The sequence below is a fragment of the Maricaulis sp. genome (genome assembly GCF_030149425.1).
Taxonomy (GTDB): Bacteria; Pseudomonadota; Alphaproteobacteria; order Caulobacterales; family Maricaulaceae; genus Maricaulis.
Genome location: NZ_JASBRQ010000078.1, coordinates 42,030 through 62,766, shown reverse-complemented (window position 1 = coordinate 62,766; position 20,737 = coordinate 42,030). Strand labels below are relative to the sequence as shown.

The window sequence follows — 20,737 nt, the reverse complement described above, 5'->3', positions numbered from 1 at the left end:
GAGATTTTCATGACCGATTCATTCGCGCTCGATCCGTTGCAGCTGGGTATTTTCGCTGCGCTTACCATAGCCATCGGGGCGCTGACCTGGTGGCGGGTCTCGGCGATGAAGAAGACGGCGACGGACGATGAAAGCGAGTATTTCCTGGCCGGCCGGAGTCTGGGCTGGATCCTGGTGGCGGGTTCGATCACGCTGACCAATCTGTCGACGGACCAGCTTGTGGGCATGAACGGCAATCAGATGCTGCTGCTCGCCTGGTGGGAGCTTGCCGCCGTCGCCGGGTTGATCATCCTCGCCTTTGTCTTCCTACCCATCTATTACAAGAATAACTGCCGGACCACGACGGAGCTTCTGGGGCAGCGTTATAACGATAAGAATATCAGGGCCTTGATTGCCTTTCTCTTCCTTGCGGGCAATGTCATCGTCTTCCTGCCCGTGATGCTCTACACCGGCTCGCTATTCCTCAAATCCATGTTCGGAGTGGACTGGCCGATCCTCACTTTCGCCATACCCCTGGCGCTGATCGGCTCGGCCTATGCGGTTTTCGGGGGCCTGCGTGCGGTCGCCGTGTCGGATGCGATTTCAGGCGTTGGCGTGCTTGGTGTCGCGGTCCTGGTGGTGGTCCTGGCCTTGAAAGCCATCGATTTTGACTTCTCGGGCATTCCCGCCGAACGGCTGACCCTGGTCGGTGATAATGACTCGCCCATTCCCTGGCATACCCTGCTCACCGGGATGATCTTCATCCAGATTTTTTACTGGAGCACCAATCAGACCATTACCCAGCGTGCCATGGCGGCGAAGAGCCTGAAAGAGGCCCAGAAGGGCGTGCTCGCGGCGGCCGGTATCCGCTTGCTGATCGTCCCGGCGATCGTGGTGATCCCGGGCATTGCGGCCTACAAGCTGTTCGGCGATGTCGGTGACGCGGCTTACGGCCAGATTGTCGCTGCAGTGCTGCCGCCCTGGCTGTCCGGCGCCTTCGCCGCCATGATTGCTGCAGCGGTCCTGACCAGTTTCAACTCGGTCCTGAACTCCTCGACCACGCTCTACGTGCTCGACATTCATGAGAGCTATTTCGATTCAACACCGAATGTCGGCCGCATGAACATGATCATCACGCTGGGCTTTGTCGCCAGCTCGATCGCGCTGGTCCCGATCTATCAAAGCGCTGAGAGCATCATCAACCTGGTGCAGCAACTCTTCGGCCTGTTGTCGATGCCGATCCTGTCGGCCTTTATCGTCGGGCTGGTCTTCCGCAATGTCGGTGCCGGCGCGGCCATGACAGGCGTCTTGTCGGGTACGGTGCTTTATGCCGGTTTCACCTTCCTGTGGACGCCCTTGCACTACATCCACCTGATGCTGATCACGCTTATTGCCTCGATCACCATCGCGCTCGTCTACAACCGGCTGGTGTTGGGCAATCGGGAAGAGTTTGTCGGCCTGCCGCGCTAGATGCGCCAGGCCGCCACGCCAGCGGGCGCCAGGTCCGGTCCGCCGAGGACATAATCGACGCCGTCCGGAGCCATGCCGGACAGGCTGACCGCTTCGGGCCCGTAATTGAAGGCAAAACGGAGATTGCCGAGGTTGCGCAAGCGTACATCCTCATGGGTGAGCACCAGCTCGATACCGGCCTCAAGTGCGAGCGTGGCGAGGATATGCCCCAGCAGCTCCGTCTGCGGCCAGCCGGCCAGATAGGACACCGTCCCATCCTGGATCCAGAACGGTTCGCCGTCTGCATAGCGCGCCCGTGCTGGCAGGGTGGTTTCCACCGCTTCGCGCCAACGTTCCACACCCCGCTGCTCGCCGTGCATCTCGACCGGTTCAACAATCCCCTCGCGCAGGCTCTCAACCCGTGTGACCTTGAGGTCGAGCACGTCCTGCAAGGCCCCCGGAGCGAGGTTCGACGGGATCTGGAAACTCTGCGTCTTCGACCCTGTCCGGCACAGCGCCACGATCTGCGCAGAACTGGATTTAAGACTGGCCATCAGCGCATCCGGGAGATGAGGCAGGCCGGGCAGGATGATCATCCCGTAATCGCCGAGCTCTGCGCTGGGTGAGACAATGTCGATGTCGAGGCCCAAACGCCGCAAGACCGCGTAGGTTTCAAAACTCTGGCGTAAAAGGTCGAGCCCCGCGCCCTGCGGCTGGGCGTGGTGAATCCATTGCCCGTCATAGGACCAGATCAGCGCCACCCGGGCGGGTTTCGTTACCTCATTCTTGATCGCTTCTAGATCGCGCGCCACCGCCCTGGCTTCCGCGAATGCCGGAGCCGGCTCGGCATCGACCCGCAACAGGCCTGCATGCATCTGTTCCTGCGCGTAAGGACATTGCCGCCAGCGGAACCAGCTCACCAGATCAGCGCCGTGAGCAAACGCTTCAAGGCTCCATAACCGCACCATGCCGTCGAGCGGTGCCGGATTGTTCGGGGCCCAGTTCACCGGACCGGGCTGTTGTTCCATCACCCCCCATTTGGCCGAACAGCCACGATAGAGGTCGTGGTGAAACGCCTGGAAGTCAGGATGTCCCTGGCGCAGATAGCGCTGCTTCATGTCCTCAGGAAAGGGCGACATATCGAGGAAGCCCAGCGGATAGCTGTCCCATGTCGCCAGATCGATATCGCCGCCGACCTTGTGATGATCAAAAGCCGTGAAGGCGCCCATGAAGTTGTGCGTGATCTCACGCCCCGGGCTGAGCCGGCGCAATATCTCGACTTGTTCGGCATTGAAGCTGGCGACCTGGTCGGAACAAAAGCGCTGATAATCCACGACATGAGACGGGTTGGGTTCGGTAACGGTGCCGACAGGCGGGTCGACTTCGTCGAAACTGCGATACGCCATCGACCAGAAGACATTGCCCCAGGCCGCGTTGAGGGTAGCGACACCGCCATAGCGGGCTGCCAGCCAGTCGCGGAAGGCCTCACGGGCGCTGCCGGAATAGCTCTCCACCGTGTCATGACAGCCATATTCATTGTCGGTTTGCCACATCACCACGGCGGGATGTTCGCCATAGCGCTCCGCCATGGCCGTGACGATGCGCCGGCATTCGGCCCGATAGCTGGCGCTGGAGAAGCAATAATGCCGCCGCGAGCCAAAGCCGCGGACCTGGCCATCGGCGTCGACCGCCAGCATGGACGGGTCGCGATCAACCAGCCATTTCGGCGGGGTCGCTGTGGGGGTGCCAAGGATGAGTTTCAGGCCGGCGGCGTGCAGGGTCGCGATGGCGTCATCGAACCAGCCCCAGTCATAGCGTCCCGGTTCCGGTTCGAAGCGGGCCCAGGCAAACTCGCCGATGCGAACATGGCTGATGCCCAGCTCGGCCATCTGGCGGGCATCTGCGGCCCAGCGTTCGCGCGGCCAGTGTTCGGGATAGTAGCAGACACCGAGGCGCATCAGCCTGTCCTTTCGAGATAGATCAGCCGTCCGGTCAAGGCTCGGCCCGGGTCGAGGTTAAGCCCCTCCGTCATCAATCCGAGACCGCTGTATTCACCTAATGGCCATTCAACAGGTTCGCCCTCGAGGGCAAATTCTACCAGGGAGTAGCAGGTATCATGATCGAGCCCGGTCAAGCGCAAGCGCGGTTGCAGCGGGCGTTTCGGCGTGTCTGTCCGCATGATGCGGACAAGCGCCCGGGATTGATCATCCGAGATTACGATCTGCACGTCCGGATCATCGGCCGGATCGCTGGCCATGACGAGCTGACCGGCATGCATCCAGTGGCGATGGGCTTTGTAAAGGTCGATGCCGCGCTTCAGGATGGCGCGCTCGGTGTCGCTGAAACGCGCCGGATCGGCCTCGATACCGAAATGGCCGAAGAAGGCGGCCAAAACCCGGAAGCTCATGGGGAGCTGGCGACCGGTCATCGGATTGGGGCTGGGGCCGACATGGCAGCCGAGGCGCTCCTGCGGCATGATGAGGCCGGCGGCGCGCTGGATCCTGAGCCGGTCGATGGCATCAGTCGCGTCACTGGCCCAGAAACGGTCGGTCCGGCGGGCAATTCCGGCATCGATACGGCCGCCGCCACTGGCGCAGCTTTCAATCTCCACCGGATAGGCCGCCCGCAGCCGGTCGAGCAGGCTGTATAGCGCTTCGGTTTGCGCCCCGGGACGTTCAACGCCGTCGCGCGTGGCCGGATAGAGATCGCGATTGCAGTCCCATTTCAGATAGCCGATTTCATAGGTATCAAGCAGCGCGGCGATGCTGGTAAAAAGATGGTCGCAGACCTCCGGCAAAGCCAGGTCGAGCACCAGCTGGTTGCGCCCGGTCGCCAGCGGCGCGTCTGGCCAGCCCAGCACCCAGTCCGGGTGGGCCCGGTAAAGATCGCTATCGGGGCTGACCATTTCCGGCTCCAGCCACAGGCCAAACTCCATGCACGCCGTCTTGACTGCGTCGATCAGCGGGCCAAGCCCGTTGGGGAATTGGGCGGTGTCGACCGTCCAGTCTCCCAGGCTGGTCTGATCATTCCTGCGGCCCTTGAACCAGCCATCATCAAGCACGAAACGCTCTGCACCCAGCGCTGCGGCGTCCTTCGCGAGGGCGATGCAGCTCGCTTCATCGACCTCGAAATAACGGGCTTCCCAGGTGTTGAAATGAACTGGCCTGACAAGGGTGCGGCCGGTCTTGCGCAGGGCCGTGTTCAGTGTCGTGCGCATCTGATTGCGGCCGGTCCCGGAGAGCGCCAGCATAGCCTCCGGTAGCGCCATGCTGGCACCGGGGTTGAGCCGGATCTCGCCCGGCGCAAAACGCCGCTCCGCCAGGATCTGGGCGCTGCCATCGGTCGCCCTTTCAGCGGCCAGGGTGAACGGGCCGGACCAGGCGAGATGCAAGGTGAGCCAGCGACCCCGGATTTCGCAGCCCGCAGGTTCTGTGAGGCTGAGGGTCGGTCCGCCGTCAAAACCGGGGCGTCCGCCACGGCCGAGTTGCTCGATCCGGCCGGTATCCCATTTGCGCCGCTCTTCATGGCCTTCCCGGCCCCAGGCTCCCGAATGGGTGATGATTTCAGCGGCCCAGTCGGGTGCCGGCAGCAAGGCGCTTGCGGCTCGGCGAATATCGATCGGGCTGTTGCCGGTGTGTGTGAGTGTGGTGTTCACAACAAGCGCATCGCCGCTGAAGCTGAACGCGGTTGCGACCTCGATCCCGAGCGCCGCGTCGCGCGCGGTAACGCATAGGCTACTGCCTTTGTCTTCAAGCACCGGCCGGCCCAGCCGCACGCGCCGCTGCGTGGCTGTGCAATGCGCCTCGATCTGGGCGATGCCGTGAAACCCGCTCCCATGTTCGGGCATCAGGCTGGGCCCGGCGGGGATGTCGGGACTTGCCGGAAGGCGCTGGAACACCGCGGGCGGGGTCATCCCGGCCAGGGCCTTTTGCGCGATCCAGTTGAAGTGGACAGAGCCCGTCTCGGCCTGTTCCAGGACCACCGCGCTGATATCCCCGTCCAGCTGCAACTTGGTCATGTTCGCTCCTTTGCGCCGCCAACCGCGGCGACAAGCCAGGCCTTGGGGTGTCGGGCCAGCAGGTCTCTGGTCCAGGTCTCATCCGCACCTTCGGGCAGGAAGGCCACAATGCATCCACCAAACCCTGCTCCGGTCAGGCGTGCGCCGGGGGCGCCTTCGGCGATGGCATTGGCGACCAGTGCGTCGATCTCCGGTGTGGAGACCCGGAAATCATCACGCAGGGAGGCATGCGATTGCTCCATCAGGGCGCCGAACTGCGTGTGATCGTCCGCCTTGAGTGCGGTGATGGCATCGAGGGTGCGCGCGTTCTCGCTGATGACGTGGCGCGCTATGGGCTGGAGTTCCAGTGGCAGTGCGGTCAGATCCTGGGCGTCGCATAAATAATCGACCTTGAGGGTGTTGGCCGCTGCCAGGCAGGCATCCCGGCGCGCGCTATAACGGCCATCGGCCAGCTTGCGATCAACGCCGGAGTGAAGCACCGCGAAGCGCCAGCCCGGCGGAAACTGCAGGCGTTCAAAGCCCAGGCTGCGCGTGTCCAGCGCCAGCGCTTCACCGGGGCCGGTATGGGCCACTGCCATCTGGTCCATGATCCCGCAGGGCACGCCGACAAACTGGTTCTCGACCTCCCGGGCCAAGGTGGCAAGACGGGTCGGATCAGTGCCGGGCGGTGCTGCGGCCTTGAGCACGCCGACGGTCACGGCCGCCGAGGATGAGACGCCCGCGCCAGCAGGAATGTCGCTGTCCAGACAAACCGTGGCCCCGCTATCGAGCCAGCCCTGTCGCCGGGCGGCCTGCAGGGCTCCGAAGACATAGTCCGCCCAATCCCCGCGGGCCGGAGCATCGAGCGCAGCGTCGCTGACGCCGTCAAACTGGGCCGATGTCACCGTGTCGGTCTCGCCATGGTCCGCGCGGAGCGTCACCGTAACGCCCAGCGGCAAGGCAGCCGGCAGCACGTGTCCGCCGTTGAAATCGATCCATTCGCCGATCAGATTGACCCGGCCGGGCGTCCAGCTACTGCCCATCAGCCCGCCTCGCGCAAGGATTTCGCCGCGGTCAGCGGGTCGATGTCGACGGTGAAAATGCCGGTCGATTGTTCAACGCCGGCCAGGTATTTCAGCCGCCCTGCGGCACGCAGGATCGGGTAGAATTGAACGCTGAACTGGAACCGGCCGGCTGTCTTTCGGGGGGCGGCCTGAAAGCTCATCATATAGGGCATCGGCTGGTCGAAGAGCGTGTCATAACGCGCAGACATCTCGCCGAGGAGCTGCGCCAGGCCTTCCACCTCTTCCGCCGAAAACGCCCATGGTCCCGGCTGGCGCGACGCTGCTGACAGCCAGGTCTCGAAGGGAAAGCGGGACCAGGGCGGGCAATAGGCAAAGAGGCCTCCCGCTTCGCTCACCGCATAATCCGCGCCCCATGCGCGGCGCTCGGCTTCCAGGTCATAACCGGCGGCAAAGGCGGTTTCGGCGCGCGCCTGCGGTGCCGGGATCTCCGGGAAGGCGTAAATCTGACCGTGCGGATGGTGCAGGGTCACGCCGACTGCCTCGCCGCGGTTTTCAAACGGCAGAACATAGGCAGCGCCGGCCTCATAATGCTGCCGGTAGCGGTCGATCAGCGCTTCGACCAGCAAGACGCGGCGGTCCTGTCCGAGTGTAGCCAGTGAGCCCTCATCTTCCGGCGAATAGACGATGACCTCGGCGTGCCCGCTGGCCGGGCGCGCGGTCCAGGGTGCGGCTTCGGGTTCAGGCGCTTGCGGGTGCAGGCTGGGAAAGCGATTGCCGAAGACCGCCAGTTCGAAGTCTGCAAACGGGATTTCCGTGACCGGTGCGCCGGGCCGGGCCGGGGCGAGCGGGTTGGCGGCCTTGGAGGGTTTGAACGTGCGGTTCTGGCGATGCGGCGCGAACAGTGTCCATTCCTGGCGCAGCGGGTGGTAGCGCATTTCGGCATTGGCCGTGACCGGATCGGTAAATTCCTCACCGGGTTCGCCTTCATGGGGGCTGAAGCCGTAGAGCGAGAGGGTGCGGCCATCGCGCTTCTCGTGGTCGCGGCGGAAGAAATCGCGCGCTCGTCCGGCCAACCGGTTTTGCATGTTCAACCCCCTGCCGAACCTGACGCGATATTGACCGCGTCAGGCCAGCAAGATCAATGGGTCAGCCGCCCTTCCGCGCATCGTGATTGCCGGTCAGCTCAGCGGTTCAAACTCGCCGGCCTCGAAGCTTTCGGCCAGTTTGAACTTGCGGATCTTGCCCGAGCCGGTCAGGGGCCAGTCCTCAACCTGGATCCAGTAGGCCGGTGTCTTCTGCGGTGACAGGCGCTCGCGGACAAAAGCCTTGAGATCGGCGGCGCTGAGAGCGGTGTCCTCGCCTGTGCGGAAGAAACAGGCGACCTGCTCGCCCCATTTTTCGTCCGCCACGCCGACCACGGCGATCTCGGCGATGGCGGGGTGTTCGAGCATGGCGTTCTCGATTTCCGCCGGGAAGAGGTTTTCGCCGCCGCGAATAATCATCTCCTTCACCCGGCCGGTGATCTTGAGATAGCCGCGCGCATCCATGCGCCCGAGATCACCGGTGTGCAGCCACCCCTCCTTGTCGATGGTCGCCGCCGTCGCTTCTGGATTGTCGTTATAGCCGAGCATGACACTGTAGCCGCGAGCACAGATCTCGCCCTGTTCGCCGATCGGCAGGATGGTGCCGGTATGCAGGTCCTGGATGGAAATCTCGGTGTGCTGCACCGGCTGACCGATGGTCTCGGTCAGGTCTTCCAGGCTGTCATCATGCCAGGCCTGGGTCAGCACGGGAGAGGTTTCCGTCTGGCCGTAGACGATCTGGATCGAGGCGCCGAACACCTCCTTGGCGTCACGGCAGAGCTGGGGTGGCACCATGGCCCCGCCGGCCATGATGTGGGCCACCGAGGACACGTCCCGGCCGGAGCGGCGCACTTCCTCGAGCAGAGCAACCAGCATGGTCGGTACGCCGAGCACAAAGCGGGTTTTCTCGCGTTCCATCACCGCAACGATCATGCCCGGATCGAAGACCGGGGCGAGCAGCATGGTGCAGCCTGTCGCCAGACCGCCGAGCACCAGAATGGCGCAGCCTGTGGTGTGGAAGAGCGGCATGTGGTGAACGAAGACATCGCCCTGGCGCATGCCGCCGCGGGCCATCGCATCAAAGCCGTTCTGGATCAGGCCGTGATGGTGCAGCAAGGCCCCTTTGGGAAAGCCTGTCGTGCCGGAGGTGTACTGGATCTGCACCGGATCGCGCGGGCTGGGTGAGCGCAGCTCGCCGGTATCCTCACCCGCATACATGGCGGCGTGATCGGTCAGCAGGATGCGATGCTTGATCGCCGGAAGCTCGTCACAAACCTTGTCGGCGATCTCTTGCATCGGATTGCCGCGGAATTCGGCCACGTAATAGATCGCCTCGGACCGGGACTGTTCGAGTACATATTTCAGCTCGCGCGGCTGGTAGGCCGGATTGACCGTTACCAGGGTGATGCCGGCGAGACCGCAGGCGAGTTCGAGCAGGACCCATTCCGGCGTATTATTGGCATAAACGGCGATCCGGGCCCCTTCGCTATGGCGCGAAGCGAGGGCGCGGGCCAGGCGCTCGCTCTCGGCCAGCAATTGCGCATAGCTCCAGGACCGGCCCGGCTGGCCGTCAAAGCCGAGCTCGACCAGTGCTGCCTGGTCCGGTGCGCGCTCTGTTGATTGGCGCAACATGGCGCCGATCGTCAGCGGTGCCGGTTCCGGTCCGCCCTGGGCTGGAAAGTAGGATTGCGTCAGCTCGACTTGATACATGTTGTTCTCCCCTTCGCGGCATTGAGCCTTTCCGGCGTCTCCGGATCAAGCCCATGGCCTGCCGCGGGTTCAATCATCACCGCTCTGGCTCGATTTTCTCCACCGCGCGTTCCAGCCGCTCAATCAGGGCTGCGCTCAGGCTTTCTGCAGGCGCGGGACCGTAGGTGCGCTGGAAGGCCTGGATCAGATTATCCACCACGCCGGTTGGCCGTTCGGCTTCACGCAGGGCGATGGTGCGGGCGGAATATTCCAGCGTGCCGTAGAACATGTCGCGCGGAATCCACAGCGGAAGGTCGTCGCGGAACACGCCGGTGGACGCACCGGACTGGTAGATATCATCAAAGACGGCGACATAGGCGCGTAGCCGGTCCCGGGTTTGCGGGTCGACGCTGTAGGCCTTGCGCAGCTTGGCGGCGAGGTCGAGGAAGGGCAGGTCGCGGATAACGCCGGTCAAATGGTAGTCTGCCAGCGCGCGCAGCCGTTCAAGCGGTGCGCTATGCCGGGCGGTGGTGTCGCGTGCGCCCTGGGTCAGGTCTTGCCAGAAATCCGCCAGAACGGCTTCCATCAGGGCGGTCTTGGTCTTGTAGTAGAGATAAACCGTGCCTTCCGCGATACCGGCGCGGCGGCCGATCTCGGCGACCCTGGCATCCTCAAAGCCATGTTCGATGAAAACTTCGCGCGCCGCGCTCAAAATGGCGTCACGACGTTCTGTTGTCCGGCTGTTGCGGCTTGTGCTGTCTGTCATGCTTACAAGCCCATCTGGCGCGCGGCGAGGTCGCGCATGATCTCTTCCGAGCCGCCGCCGATCGCCTGGACCTTCACTTCCCGGTAGACGCGCTCGACCGGGTGCCCGCGCAGATATCCGGCACCGCCGAGAATCTGCATCGCTTCGGAGGCGCAGTATTCCAGCGCTTTGGATGCGGAGAATTTCGCCTTGGAAATCTCCGCGACCGGAGTGCGGCCCTCATTCACCTGCCAGCAAATCGTGTTGAGATAGGCTTCTATCATATCGGTGCGGGCCGACATTTCGGCCAGTTTGTGCCGGATAACCTGGTGTTGGATCAGAGGCTTGCCAAAGGTCTCACGGTCACGGGCCCACGCTATGGACTCATTCAGGCACAGTTTCATGGCGCCCAGCATGCCGGCGATCAGGCCGATGCGCTCGCCGTTGAAATTATCGACAATGGAGAGGAAGCCGCGGTTTTCTTGTCCGAGCAGCGCGCTGGCCGGAATGCGGCAATCTTCGAAGTAAAGTGTCGCCTGGTCCGAGCACCACCAGCCCATCTTCCGGTCGATCTCGGTGCGTGAAAATCCGGGTGCATCCGCCTCGACGAAGAAGAGTGAAATACCGTCCAGCCGCCCTGGTGCCGTGCGCGCGCCGACGACGAAATAGTCACTGATCATGCCGCCGGTAATGAAGGTCTTCTGCCCGTTGAGCACATAATCATCGCCGTCACGCCGGGCCGTGGTCTGCATGCCGGCGACATCGGAGCCGCCGGAAGGTTCAGTGATGGCCAGGCTGGACGATTTACGACCTGAGATGATCTCAGGCAGCACCCGTTCGCGGATCGAATCCGGGGCCAGGTCACGAATAGGCTTGATCGAAATCGAGCGGGCACCGAGTGAGGCGGCTACACCGCCCGCGCCGCACTGGGCGATCTCCTCGCCCCAGGCTGCGCGCATGAAGCAATCATCAAACCCAAGCCCGCCCCATTTTTCTTCGGTGCCGAAGCCGAATGCGCCTAGCGCACCGGCTTTCTCATGCAGTTCCTGCGGGACTGCGCCCTGCTCGTCCCACTGATCGACAAAGGGCGTGATGTCTTCGGCCACGAAGCGCCGGACGGTCTCGCGAAAGGCGCGGCGTTCTTCCGTATCGAACGGGTTGTCCATGCCTCTCTCCTGCGGCCGTTGCACTATGATTGACGGTTGACGGTCTCAGGCTGAGATGATCTCATTGTTTTGTCAATCGGCGTGGGAGGCTGTGGTGGCGGAAAAGGCGATGATCCGGATCGGCGGTGCCAGCGGTTTTTGGGGCGAGTCCGATATGGCGCTGCCGCAATTCCTCAAGGCCGGCGGTCTCGACTATATCGTGTTCGATTACCTGGCCGAGATTACGCTGTCGATCATGGCCCGGGCCCGGGCCAAGGACCCTGGCAAAGGCTATGCACCCGATTTCGTCGACTTTGTGCTCAAACCCAACCTGCCCGAGATCGCCCGGCAGGGCGTGAAGATCATCTCCAACGCTGGCGGCATGAACCCGCTCGCCTGTGCCCGGGCGGTCGAGGCGGCTGTCGCTGAGGCTGGTGTCGATCTCAAGGTGGCGGTCGTGACCGGTGATGACCTGATGGACCGCGCGGCAGAGCTGGCCGGTAGCGGGCATGTCGAGATGTTCACCGGCGAGGCCTTCCCGGATGCGAAATCGATCGCCTCGATCAATGCCTATCTTGGCGCCGCACCCGTGGCCGAAGCGCTTCGCCGCGGCGCTGATATCGTCATCACCGGGCGGGGTGTGGACAGTGCCGTGACGCTGGGCGCCTGCCTGCACGCTTTCAATTGGGATTTGCAGGACTGGGACCGTTTGGCAGCCGGCAGCTTGGCTGGCCACATCATTGAGTGCGGTCCGCAGGCGACAGGCGGGAATTATACCGATTGGGAAGACCTGGCGGAAACCCTGCTCGATATCGGCTACCCGATCGCGGAGATTTCGGCGGATGGCTCGGTCGTCATCACCAAGCCCGAGGGCACAGGCGGGGCGGTTACCACCGCAACGGTCGGCGAGCAGATACTCTATGAGATCGGTGATCCCGGCGCCTACATTCTGCCTGACGTGGTCTGCGATTTCACCCGGGTCGAGCTGAATGAGATCGGGCCGGACCGTATCGCTGTCTCGGGCACAAAGGGGCGCGCGGCTCCAGACCATCTCAAAGTGTCCGTTACCTTCCAGGATGGCTGGCGGGCCGGCTCGACCTTTTTCTACGTCGGTGAGGGGGCGGCCCGCGCAGCCCGCTGCTTTGCTGAAACAGCCCTGGCGCGCGCACGGCGCAAGCTGAAGGCCTTTGGCGCACCGGATTACAGCGAGACCCTGATCGAAGTCGTCGGCGATGGCAGCGCGTATGGCGACGCTCTGACCCGGGATGACGCCAAGGACGTCGCGGTGAAGCTGGCAGTCAAACATGCTGACGCGCTGGCCGCCGGGCTGGTGCTGCGGGAATCGATTGGCCTGGCGCTGGCAGCGCCGCCGGGGCTCTCAGGGTTTTCCGGCAACCGCCCAAAACCCTCCCCGGTGGTGCGCCTGTTTTCCTTCCTCCTGCCGCGCAATGAGGTGACGCCGGTCGTGCATTTCGAAGGCGAGTCCATTGTTGTGGGGATGGGGCGGGGTGCGGCGATCAACGCGACCGATATCCCGCATTACGAACCGGCATCTCCTGGCGCGGCCGGCACGACGATGCTGCCGCTGCACCGGCTCGCCTGGGCCCGCTCGGGGGATAAGGGAGACAAGGCCAATATCGGTGTCCTGCCCCGCGACCCGGCGCTGGCACCCTGGATCTGGGCGGCGCTCGACGATCAGACCTTGCGGGCGCGCTTCGGACATTATCTCGAGGGCGGTGTGGATCGCTATTTCATGCCCGGGACCGGTGCCATGAATGTGTTGCTTCACGACGTGCTCGGCGGCGGCGGTGTCGCCAGCCTGCGTAATGATCCCCAGGGCAAGGCCTATGGCCAGATCCTGCTGCAAATCCCCGTCGCGCTTCCGGCGGATCTGGCGGAGGCCTATTTATGAGTGTCTTCAAATCCCGCATCTCCACCAGCTCGGAGAGTTTCAAGAAGAACCGGGCCGACATGCTTGGCCTGATCGCCAAGCTGGACGAGCTCAACAGCCGGGCCGGGGCGATATCGGAAAAGCGCAAGCCGCGCTTCGAGGCTCGCGGCCAGCTGACCCCGCGTGAACGCCTCGCGCGCCTGCTCGATCCGGGTATGCCCTGGATGTCGCTGGGCAACCTCACCGGATATCTGGCCGACAAACAGCCCGAAGAGCGCTCCATTCCCGGCTCCACCATGATTGCCGGGATCGGTTTTATCCGCGGTGTGCGTTGCATGATCCTGGTCGATGATAGCGGCATTAAGGGCGGTGCCATCATGGGCGGGACCGGTTGGAAGATCATGCGCGCCGAGCAGATTGCGCTGGAGCAGAAACTGCCCTTCGTGCATCTGGTCGAAAGCGCCGGCGGCGATCTGATCAATTACACGGTCGAGGGGTTTGTCCGCGGTGGCGGCCTGTTCGCCGGTCAGGCAAAACTGTCCAAGGCGGGCATTCCCGTCATCACCATTTTGCACGGGTCTTCAACCGCGGGCGGCGCCTATATGCCCGGGATGAGCGATTACGTCATCGCCGTCAAAGAAAACGGCAAGGCCTTCCTCGCCGGACCGCCTCTGCTCAAGGCAGCCACCGGGGAAATCGCGACCGAGGCCGAGTTGGGCGGTGCGGACATGCATGCTGAAACATCCGGCCTGGTGGAATATCTCGCCGAGAATGATGGCGAAGCGGTGCTGATGGCCCGCGAGGTGGTGGAGCGCCTGCGCTGGAATAGCCGCTGCCCCCGGCCCGAGCAGCGCGACTTCGATCCACCGCTGTATGACCCGGACGAGATCGCCGGCATTGTCCCGGTCGATTATCGTATCCCTTATGATGTTCGCGAGGTGGTGGCGCGGGTTGTCGACGGCTCGGACTTTTCCGATTTCAAACCCCGCTATGGCGTATCCACGGTCTGCATGCAGGCCAGCGTCATGGGCTATCGCTGCGGCCTGATCGGCAATAACGGGCCGATCGACCCGGACGGGGCGACCAAGGCTGCGCAATTCATGCAGTTGATGGATCAGGCCGACACCCCGGTCGTCTTCCTGCAGAACACCACCGGATACATGGTCGGCACCGAGTATGAGCAGGCCGGGATGATCAAGCATGGATCGAAGATGATCCAGGCCGTGACCAATATCGAGGTGCCGCGCCTGACCTTCATGATCGGTGCAAGCTTTGGTGCCGGCAATTACGGCATGTGCGGCCAGGGCTTCGGTCCTGATTTCGTTTATTCCTGGCCCAATGCAGCGACCGGCGTGATGGGTGGGGCACAGGCCGCAACCGTGATGTCGATCGTTGCCGAAGGCGCTGCGAAAGCCGCCGGTGTGGAACCGGATCGCGAGCAATTGGCGCAGCAGGAAGCCTTCATCAAGGAGATGTTCGATGGCCAGTCCGGCGCGTTCTACACCTCCGGCCATGAGACCGATGACGGCATGATCGACCCGCGTGACACTCGCAAGGCACTCGGTTTCCTGCTGGCGACAGTCTGGGAGGCTCGTCACCGATCGGTGCGGCCGAACAGCTTCGGCATTGCTCGGATGTAGGGGGATAGGATGCGAGATTTTCCGCCGACCCAGGCGCTGGAACTGGACTTCGACAAGGGCTGGCTGACTATCTGGTTCAACCAGCCCGACAGCCGTAATGCGCTCAGCGCAGAGCTGACGGCGGAGTTGCGAGCTGTGCTCCAGGATGTCCGTGATGACCGGTCAGTTCGCGGGATAACCTTGCGCGGCCGCGGTGGCGTTTTTTGCGCTGGCGGTGATCTCAAGGCTTTCCAGTCCGGGCACCAATCGGGGGCCAGCGACGATCCGGTGGAGGGCGTGGTTGCGCTGTCGAAGTCCGGCGCCGAGATTTTCGACCTTGTCGATACCATGCCCCAGGTCGTGATCGCCTCGATCGAGGGGGCTGCGATGGCCGGCGGGCTGGGTTTGGCCTGTTGTGCGGACGTGGTTCTGGTCGAATCCGGTGCGCGTTTCGCGTTCACCGAGACCGCTATCGGGCTCACTCCGGCGCAGATCGCGCCCTTTGTCGTGCGCAAGCTGGGCTATTCGACGGGGCGGCGCCTGATGCTGACCGCGGCCCGTTTTGACGGCTCCGGTGCCGAAGCGCTCGGCCTCGCCGACTTCGTCGCTGAGGGCGTCGAGGCGCTTGACGACATTGAAACAGGTATCCGCCGTCAGGTGCTCAAATGTGCGCCGGGCGCGGTGGCGGATATCAAGCGTCTCATCCTCGACCTTCCAACGCTTGACCGCGAGGCTCAGATCGAGGCTGCGGCGCGCAATTTCGCCGGTCGTCTGCTCGGCGAGGAAGGCCGCGAAGGCATTGCCTCCTTCCTTGAAAAGCGCAAGCCGCGCTGGGCTGAGGAGGGCTGAGCATGGCCAATATCCAGACCCTGCTTGTCGCCAATCGCGGTGAAATCGCCCTGCGCATCATGCGGACCGCGCGGCAATTGGGGATGCAGGTGGTAGCGGTCTATTCCGACGCCGACGCCAAGGCGCCCCATGTCGCTTTCGCAGACACCGCGGTGCGTATCGGGCCGGCCCCTGTCGGGGAAAGCTATCTCAATGCCGAGGCGGTCCTGGCGGCCGCGAAGCGGTCGGGCGCCGATGCCATTCATCCGGGCTATGGCTTCCTGTCGGAGAATGCGGCCTTTGCCCAGGCTGTCGCCGCCGCCGGGCTGGTTTTCATCGGTCCATCGGCCCACGCCATTGAAGTCATGGGCGACAAGGCCCGGGCCAAGCGGGCGATGATCGAGGCCGGTGTGCCGTGCATTCCCGGTTATGAGGGCGAGGACCAGGACCCGGCGCGTTTCAGCCAGGCGGCCAAGGCGATCGGATTTCCCGTCATGGTCAAGGCCGCCGCCGGCGGTGGCGGGCGGGGGATGCGCCGGGTCGACCGTGACACCGATCTGGCCCCGGCCCTGGCCCTGGCCCGGTCGGAGGCTGAAAACGCCTTTGGGTCCGGAGAGTTGATCCTGGAAAAGCTGGTCGAGCGGCCACGCCATGTCGAGATCCAGGTGTTCGCCGACGCTCAGGGTCACACCATCCATCTCGGCGAGCGCGATTGCTCGGTTCAGCGCCGGCACCAGAAAGTCTTCGAGGAGGCGCCGTGCCCGGTGATGACGCCGGAGCTGCGGGCGGCCATGGGAGCAGCGGCGATCCAGGCGGCGCAGGCGGTCGATTATCTCGGCGCCGGTACGGTGGAATTCCTGCTCGATGCCGAGCAGAACTTCTATTTCCTTGAAATGAATACCCGTTTGCAGGTTGAGCATCCGGTCACCGAAATGGTGACGGGGCTCGACCTGGTGGCGTTGCAATTACGCGTCGCTGAAGGCGCGCCGCTGGGGCTCGCCCAGGAGGATGTGGCGCTGCAGGGACATGCCATCGAGGCCCGCCTCTATGCCGAGGATCCGGCACAGGATTTCCAGCCCGCAACCGGTCCCATCGCTTACTGGCAAGCGCCCGCCGGCGAGGGGGTGCGCTGTGATGACGGGATCGCAACGGGCGGAGAGGTTTCGCCCTATTTCGATGCCATGGTGGCGAAAATCCTGGCCTGGGGTGAAACCCGGGAGATTGCCTTGCGGCGTCTGGCCGGGGCGATTGAGCGTACCACCCTGTTCGGTGTCCCGACCAACCAGGCCTTTCTCGCCGATGCCATTACCCGATCTGACTTTGCCGAGGGCGCGGCCACGACGGCCTTTATTGCGGAAAACTGGTCCGAAACCGGTGTTGATACGGTGCTGCCATCGTCGGCGGACAGTGCGATTGCGGCGGTCTTGCTGCGCGTATCGGGGCGTGATCAGGCGCGCTCTGCGTCCCTCGACATTCCCGATGAGCTGCTCGACTGGTCGAGCTCGCTGCCGCGGCCCTCGATCGCCGATTTCGGCGCCGGAACCCTGCAGGTCGTTCCGCACGGCGACGGTGTCTACGAGGTTCGTGGGCCGGATAGTGATCACCGGGTCGTTCTGCGGGATGGCGCGCCCGGGGAGGTCCGTCTCAGTGTCGACGACACGCCGCGCCTTGTGGTCTGGCGGCCCGATGGACCGGGCCGGGTCTTTCTGCAGGCCGGGGCCCGGGCATTTGCTTTCGAAAACCGCGCCGCCCTGCTGGAGAGCGGGTCAGCCGAGGCTGGAAGCGGCGATCTGGTGGCGGCCATGCATGGGGTGTTGATCGCGCTGTCGGCCAAGCCCGGGGACCTGGTCAAACCCGGCGACACCCTGGCGGTTCTGGAAGCCATGAAGATGCAGCACCAGCTGACCGCCGAGGTCGCCGGTGTGGTCAAGACGGTCGCGGCGCAGGAGGGCGCTCAGCTCGCGGCCGGGGATTTGATCCTGACCATTGATACGGAGGCTGATGATGCAGGAAGCTGATGATTTCCGCGCCGAGTCCCGCGCTCTGCATGCCCTGCTGGAGCCGATTGACCCGGAGCGATTCACTGCGCCGACCCAATTCAAGGGCTGGAGTATCAATGACGTGCTCCAGCACCTGCATGTCTGGAACAAGATGGCGGCTCTGCAGCTTAGCGATGAGGCAGAGATCGAGCGCCAATTCGCCAGCCTGATCGAGCTGGAAGGCAAGCTGCGAGTTTTTGAAGCGGAGCTCCTGGACGGGTTGAGCGGGGCCGGGCTGCTGGCCGCCTGGATCGCGGGCGCGGAAAGCCTTGCCGATGCCTTTGCCGGGGCAGATCCGAAACAGCGTTTGAAATGGGTCGGGCCGAGCATGAGTGCGCGCTCGTCCATCACGGCGCGACTGATGGAGACCTGGGCCCACGGCCAGGAGGTATACGACGAGCTCGGTGTGGTGCGGGCCAATGCCGACCGTATCCGCGGTATCGTCGTGCTGGGGGTCAATACCTATCGCTGGACCTATATGGCGCATGGCGCTGAACCGCCCGGTCCGATGCCGCAACTCGTGCTCACCGCTCCGTCCGGCGCGGTCTGGACCCATGGCGAGGCGGGCGAAAGCGGGCTGATCGAAGGTCTGGCCGAAGACTTCTGCCAAGTCGTCACCCAGACCCGCAATGTCAAAGATACAGGGCTGAACGTGAGCGGCGAGATCGCCACCGACTGGATGTCCAAGGCGCAGTGTTTTGCCGGACCACCAGCGACGCCGCCCAAGCCGGGTGAGCGCTTCACCCGGACCAGCCAGCATTAAGAGGAGAGGGCGATGAGCGCCGTTGATCAAAAGGAATTGGCAGAATTCGCCGCCGGGGCCGAGGCCTGGTTCGCGGAGAATACCGTCAAGGACCCGGGCTTCCGCCTGCCGCTCACCTTCATGGAAGTCGGTACAGACCAGCAATTCGAGTTTCTGCGCGACTGGCAGAACAAGGTCTGGGAGGCCGGATATCTCGGAGCGGCCTGGCCCAAGGCCTATGGCGGTGGCGGTCTCGACGAGGCGTTCCAGCGTGCGGCCACCGCGGCCATGCGCAAGCATGATGCACCGATCATGCTCAATGCGATCGGTCTCAACTGGACCGGACCGATGCTGCTGGACATCGGTACCGAGGAGCAAAAGTCGAAATACCTCAAGGGCATTCTCTCGGCCGAAGATATCTGGTGCCAAGGCTTCTCGGAGCCCGAAAACGGGTCCGATCTAGGCAATGCCCAGACCCGCGCCGTGCGTGATGGCGATGAGTATGTTGTCACCGGGTCGAAGATTTGGACGACCCAGGGCAATTACGCCAAATACATGATCCTTCTGGCCCGGACAGACCCGGATGCGCCGCGCAAATATGACGGGCTGAGCTTCTTCCTGGCGCCGATGCGGGTGCCGGGCGTGGAGACGACGCCGATCCGAAAGCTCACTGGCGAGTACGGGTTCACCCAGACCTTTTTCGATGAAGCGCGCATTCCGGCGGACGGTTTGATGGGCCAGGAAGGCCAAGGCTGGACCTTTGCCATGCAATTGCTCGAATACGAGCGCGGCGTGCGTGGTGGCCAGGCCGGGGGCTATATCATCACCGAACAGAACGCCTTTGACGTCGTCGACCTGGCTCGCCGGGTCAAACGCGGCGGCAAACCGGCCATCGATGATCCGGTGCTCAAGGACAAGCTGGTCGATTTCATCATTGAAATCCAATCCAACGCGCTGTGCCGTCAGCGCCTGGCCGTGCCGCCGCTCAATCAGGACAAACCCTTTGGCATCCCCTTGGCCTCGAAGCTGATGACGACGGAATTTGCCCGGCGCATCAACGAGTTCGCAGTTTCGCTAACCGGGGTGGATGGCGGTTATTATGTCGGCGATCCCAATGCGGTCGACGATGGTTTGTGGATGCGTGCCTATCTCAACGCCTTCTCCGCCACGATCGGTGGGGGCACGTCGCAAATCCAGCGCAATATTATCGCCGAGCACGCGCTCGGCCTGCCGAAGGGATAGGGGTTGATCATGGACAAGCTTGGTGAACTCGGCTTCTCCGAGGAACAGGGTGATCTCCTCGATGTGGCGATGAATTTCTGCCGCGACCGGTCGCCGATCGACAAGGTGCGTGCGCTTTTGACCGATGAGCGCGGCTACGATCCGGATATCTGGAAAGAGATCGGCGAGATGGGCTGGCTCGGTATTGCCATTCCGGAAAATTACGGGGGTGTCGGTCTGAGCTTGGCTGAGGTGGTGCCGGTGGCCGAGGCCATGGGGCGTTATCTGCTCAATACGCCTTTCGTCTCAACAACCTTGGCGGCCCAGGCCTTGCTGAGTGGTGGTAGTGAGGCGCAAAAACAAGCCCGGTTGCCGCGCCTGGCCGCCGGTGAGGCGGCGACGCTGGCCCTGCTCGAAGCCGAGAGCGACTGGGATATCAGCGCGCCGGTGTCCACGGCCGCGCCGGCCGGTGACGCGATTGCGCTTTCAGGGCGCAAGCGTCTTGTCGCGGATGCCGGAGAGGCCGCCTTGATTATTGTGTCAGTGACGCATGAGGGCGGTCCGGCTCTGGTCCTGCTGGAAGCCGGGGATATTCCCGATGGGGCGCTGCGGCGCGAGACCATTGTCGATGAAACCCGCCGGAGCTTCGAACTGACGCTGGACGGGATCGAGCTGCCGGCCGACCGTTTAATGCCGGATGCAAGTGCGGCAGCGACCCTGGCGCACATCCAGCTGAGCGGTAATCTCCTGGCCGCAGCAGATATGGCCGGCGCCAATCTGTCCCTGATCGATTACACGCTGGATTACCTGCGCACCCGGACCCAGTTCGGCAAACCCATCGGGGCCTACCAGGCGCTCAAACACCCCATGGTCGATGCCTATGTTTTGTATGAGCAGGCCCGGTCACACGTATATAGCGCGGCGCACTGTTTCGACCGTCAGGGCGAAGGCGAAGTCGCCACGCGCATGGCCAAGGTTGCGGCGCTGGAGGCTTATAGCCAGGCCGGTGATCGCTCGATCCAGTTCCATGGCGGGTTTGGCTTTACCTATGACTGCGACGCCCAGCTGCATCGGCGGCGCGCCATATGGCACGGCGCGCAAACCGGCGATGAAGCGCACCATAAACGGGTTCTGGCGGAACTCTTGCTGGGCTGAGGCCAGTCATCGTTTCTTCTTGCGTCAGCCCTGCCAGTTTGCGATTGCCATAGGGCTATAAACACGCCAGTTTCACCGCTTACGTGTGGCCAATTCCGGTGCCCGCTTCAGTAGGCTGGGCCGTGTCGTGA

The 20,737-nt window shown here is 63.5% G+C and carries 15 protein-coding genes; 8 read left to right on the top strand and 7 right to left on the bottom strand.

Going from position 1 to position 20,737, the window contains the following annotated elements:
• Positions 1-9 precede the first annotated feature (9 nt).
• On the top strand, positions 10-1,449 hold the full coding sequence (locus Q1V57_RS13760; protein ID WP_300532011.1) for an SLC5 family protein: 1,440 nt from the start codon (positions 10-12) through the stop codon (positions 1,447-1,449).
• Here Q1V57_RS13760 and Q1V57_RS13755 read toward each other — a convergent pair.
• The 7 genes from Q1V57_RS13755 to Q1V57_RS13725 form a co-directional block, all read right to left on the bottom strand.
• Positions 1,446-3,386, bottom strand: a complete 1,941-nt coding sequence (locus tag Q1V57_RS13755) for a beta-galactosidase (RefSeq protein WP_300532008.1) — start codon at positions 3,384-3,386, stop codon at positions 1,446-1,448. The two genes, Q1V57_RS13760 and Q1V57_RS13755, sit on opposite strands and share 4 nt — an antisense overlap.
• Positions 3,386-5,446: an alpha-galactosidase gene (locus Q1V57_RS13750; protein ID WP_300532006.1), complete on the bottom strand. Its 2,061-nt coding sequence runs from the start codon at positions 5,444-5,446 to the stop codon at positions 3,386-3,388. Before Q1V57_RS13750 ends, Q1V57_RS13755 begins: the two co-directional genes overlap by 1 nt.
• Complete coding sequence (galK, locus tag Q1V57_RS13745; RefSeq protein ID WP_300532003.1) at positions 5,443-6,468, bottom strand: galactokinase; 1,026 nt, start codon at positions 6,466-6,468, stop codon at positions 5,443-5,445. The genes Q1V57_RS13750 and galK overlap by 4 nt, the downstream gene beginning before the upstream one ends.
• Positions 6,468-7,535, bottom strand: coding sequence for a hypothetical protein (locus Q1V57_RS13740; RefSeq protein ID WP_300532000.1), 1,068 nt, complete (start codon positions 7,533-7,535; stop codon positions 6,468-6,470). The genes galK and Q1V57_RS13740 overlap by 1 nt, the downstream gene beginning before the upstream one ends.
• A 93-nt stretch (positions 7,536-7,628) precedes the next feature.
• Positions 7,629-9,242 carry an AMP-binding protein gene (locus Q1V57_RS13735; protein WP_300531997.1) on the bottom strand — a complete coding sequence of 538 codons (1,614 nt, stop codon included), beginning with the start codon at positions 9,240-9,242 and terminating at the stop codon, positions 7,629-7,631.
• A gap of 76 nt (positions 9,243-9,318) precedes the next feature.
• Positions 9,319-9,987, bottom strand: coding sequence for a TetR/AcrR family transcriptional regulator (locus Q1V57_RS13730; protein ID WP_300531995.1), 669 nt, complete (start codon positions 9,985-9,987; stop codon positions 9,319-9,321).
• A 2-nt stretch (positions 9,988-9,989) separates the two neighbouring features.
• Positions 9,990-11,132: an acyl-CoA dehydrogenase family protein gene (locus Q1V57_RS13725; RefSeq protein ID WP_300531992.1), complete on the bottom strand. Its 1,143-nt coding sequence runs from the start codon at positions 11,130-11,132 to the stop codon at positions 9,990-9,992.
• 94 nt (positions 11,133-11,226) lie between these two features.
• On the opposite strand from Q1V57_RS13725, the gene Q1V57_RS13720 reads away from it, so the two are divergent.
• The 7 genes from Q1V57_RS13720 to Q1V57_RS13690 are packed head-to-tail and all read left to right on the top strand — an operon-like array spanning position 11,227 to position 20,606.
• The gene (locus tag Q1V57_RS13720; RefSeq protein WP_300531990.1) at positions 11,227-13,023 is read left to right on the top strand and encodes an acyclic terpene utilization AtuA family protein; all 1,797 of its coding nucleotides are present in this window, start codon (positions 11,227-11,229) and stop codon (positions 13,021-13,023) included.
• On the top strand, positions 13,020-14,642 hold the full coding sequence (locus Q1V57_RS13715; RefSeq protein WP_300531987.1) for a carboxyl transferase domain-containing protein: 1,623 nt from the start codon (positions 13,020-13,022) through the stop codon (positions 14,640-14,642). The genes Q1V57_RS13720 and Q1V57_RS13715 overlap by 4 nt, the downstream gene beginning before the upstream one ends.
• A gap of 9 nt (positions 14,643-14,651) precedes the next feature.
• On the top strand, positions 14,652-15,470 hold the full coding sequence (locus Q1V57_RS13710) for an enoyl-CoA hydratase-related protein (RefSeq protein ID WP_300531984.1): 819 nt from the start codon (positions 14,652-14,654) through the stop codon (positions 15,468-15,470).
• A 2-nt stretch (positions 15,471-15,472) separates the two neighbouring features.
• A complete protein-coding gene (locus Q1V57_RS13705; protein WP_300531981.1) occupies positions 15,473-17,467 on the top strand; it encodes an acetyl-CoA carboxylase biotin carboxylase subunit in 1,995 nt (664 codons plus the stop codon).
• On the top strand, positions 17,451-18,251 hold the full coding sequence (locus tag Q1V57_RS13700; protein WP_300531978.1) for a TIGR03084 family metal-binding protein: 801 nt from the start codon (positions 17,451-17,453) through the stop codon (positions 18,249-18,251). The genes Q1V57_RS13705 and Q1V57_RS13700 overlap by 17 nt, the downstream gene beginning before the upstream one ends.
• Positions 18,252-18,263: 12 nt before the next feature.
• Complete coding sequence (locus Q1V57_RS13695; RefSeq protein ID WP_300531976.1) at positions 18,264-19,472, top strand: acyl-CoA dehydrogenase family protein; 1,209 nt, start codon at positions 18,264-18,266, stop codon at positions 19,470-19,472.
• A gap of 9 nt (positions 19,473-19,481) precedes the next feature.
• The gene (locus tag Q1V57_RS13690) at positions 19,482-20,606 is read left to right on the top strand and encodes an acyl-CoA dehydrogenase family protein (RefSeq protein WP_300531973.1); all 1,125 of its coding nucleotides are present in this window, start codon (positions 19,482-19,484) and stop codon (positions 20,604-20,606) included.
• Positions 20,607-20,737 lie beyond the last annotated feature (131 nt).

Bases quoted from the DNA above. Each gene is read 5' to 3' on its own strand.
- Q1V57_RS13760 (WP_300532011.1), top strand. From the start codon at position 10: ATGACCGATTCATTCGCGCTCGATCCGTTGCAGCTGGGTATTTTCGCT.
- Q1V57_RS13755 (WP_300532008.1), bottom strand. From the start codon at position 3,386: ATGCGCCTCGGTGTCTGCTACTATCCCGAACACTGGCCGCGCGAACGC.
- Q1V57_RS13750 (WP_300532006.1), bottom strand. From the start codon at position 5,446: ATGACCAAGTTGCAGCTGGACGGGGATATCAGCGCGGTGGTCCTGGAA.
- galK (WP_300532003.1), bottom strand. From the start codon at position 6,468: ATGGGCAGTAGCTGGACGCCCGGCCGGGTCAATCTGATCGGCGAATGG.
- Q1V57_RS13740 (WP_300532000.1), bottom strand. From the start codon at position 7,535: ATGCAAAACCGGTTGGCCGGACGAGCGCGCGATTTCTTCCGCCGCGAC.
- Q1V57_RS13735 (WP_300531997.1), bottom strand. From the start codon at position 9,242: ATGTATCAAGTCGAGCTGACGCAATCCTACTTTCCAGCCCAGGGCGGA.
- Q1V57_RS13730 (WP_300531995.1), bottom strand. From the start codon at position 9,987: ATGACAGACAGCACAAGCCGCAACAGCCGGACAACAGAACGTCGTGAC.
- Q1V57_RS13725 (WP_300531992.1), bottom strand. From the start codon at position 11,132: ATGGACAACCCGTTCGATACGGAAGAACGCCGCGCCTTTCGCGAGACC.
- Q1V57_RS13715 (WP_300531987.1), top strand. From the start codon at position 13,020: ATGAGTGTCTTCAAATCCCGCATCTCCACCAGCTCGGAGAGTTTCAAG.
- Q1V57_RS13710 (WP_300531984.1), top strand. From the start codon at position 14,652: ATGCGAGATTTTCCGCCGACCCAGGCGCTGGAACTGGACTTCGACAAG.
- Q1V57_RS13705 (WP_300531981.1), top strand. From the start codon at position 15,473: ATGGCCAATATCCAGACCCTGCTTGTCGCCAATCGCGGTGAAATCGCC.
- Q1V57_RS13700 (WP_300531978.1), top strand. From the start codon at position 17,451: ATGATGCAGGAAGCTGATGATTTCCGCGCCGAGTCCCGCGCTCTGCAT.
- Q1V57_RS13695 (WP_300531976.1), top strand. From the start codon at position 18,264: ATGAGCGCCGTTGATCAAAAGGAATTGGCAGAATTCGCCGCCGGGGCC.
- Q1V57_RS13690 (WP_300531973.1), top strand. From the start codon at position 19,482: ATGGACAAGCTTGGTGAACTCGGCTTCTCCGAGGAACAGGGTGATCTC.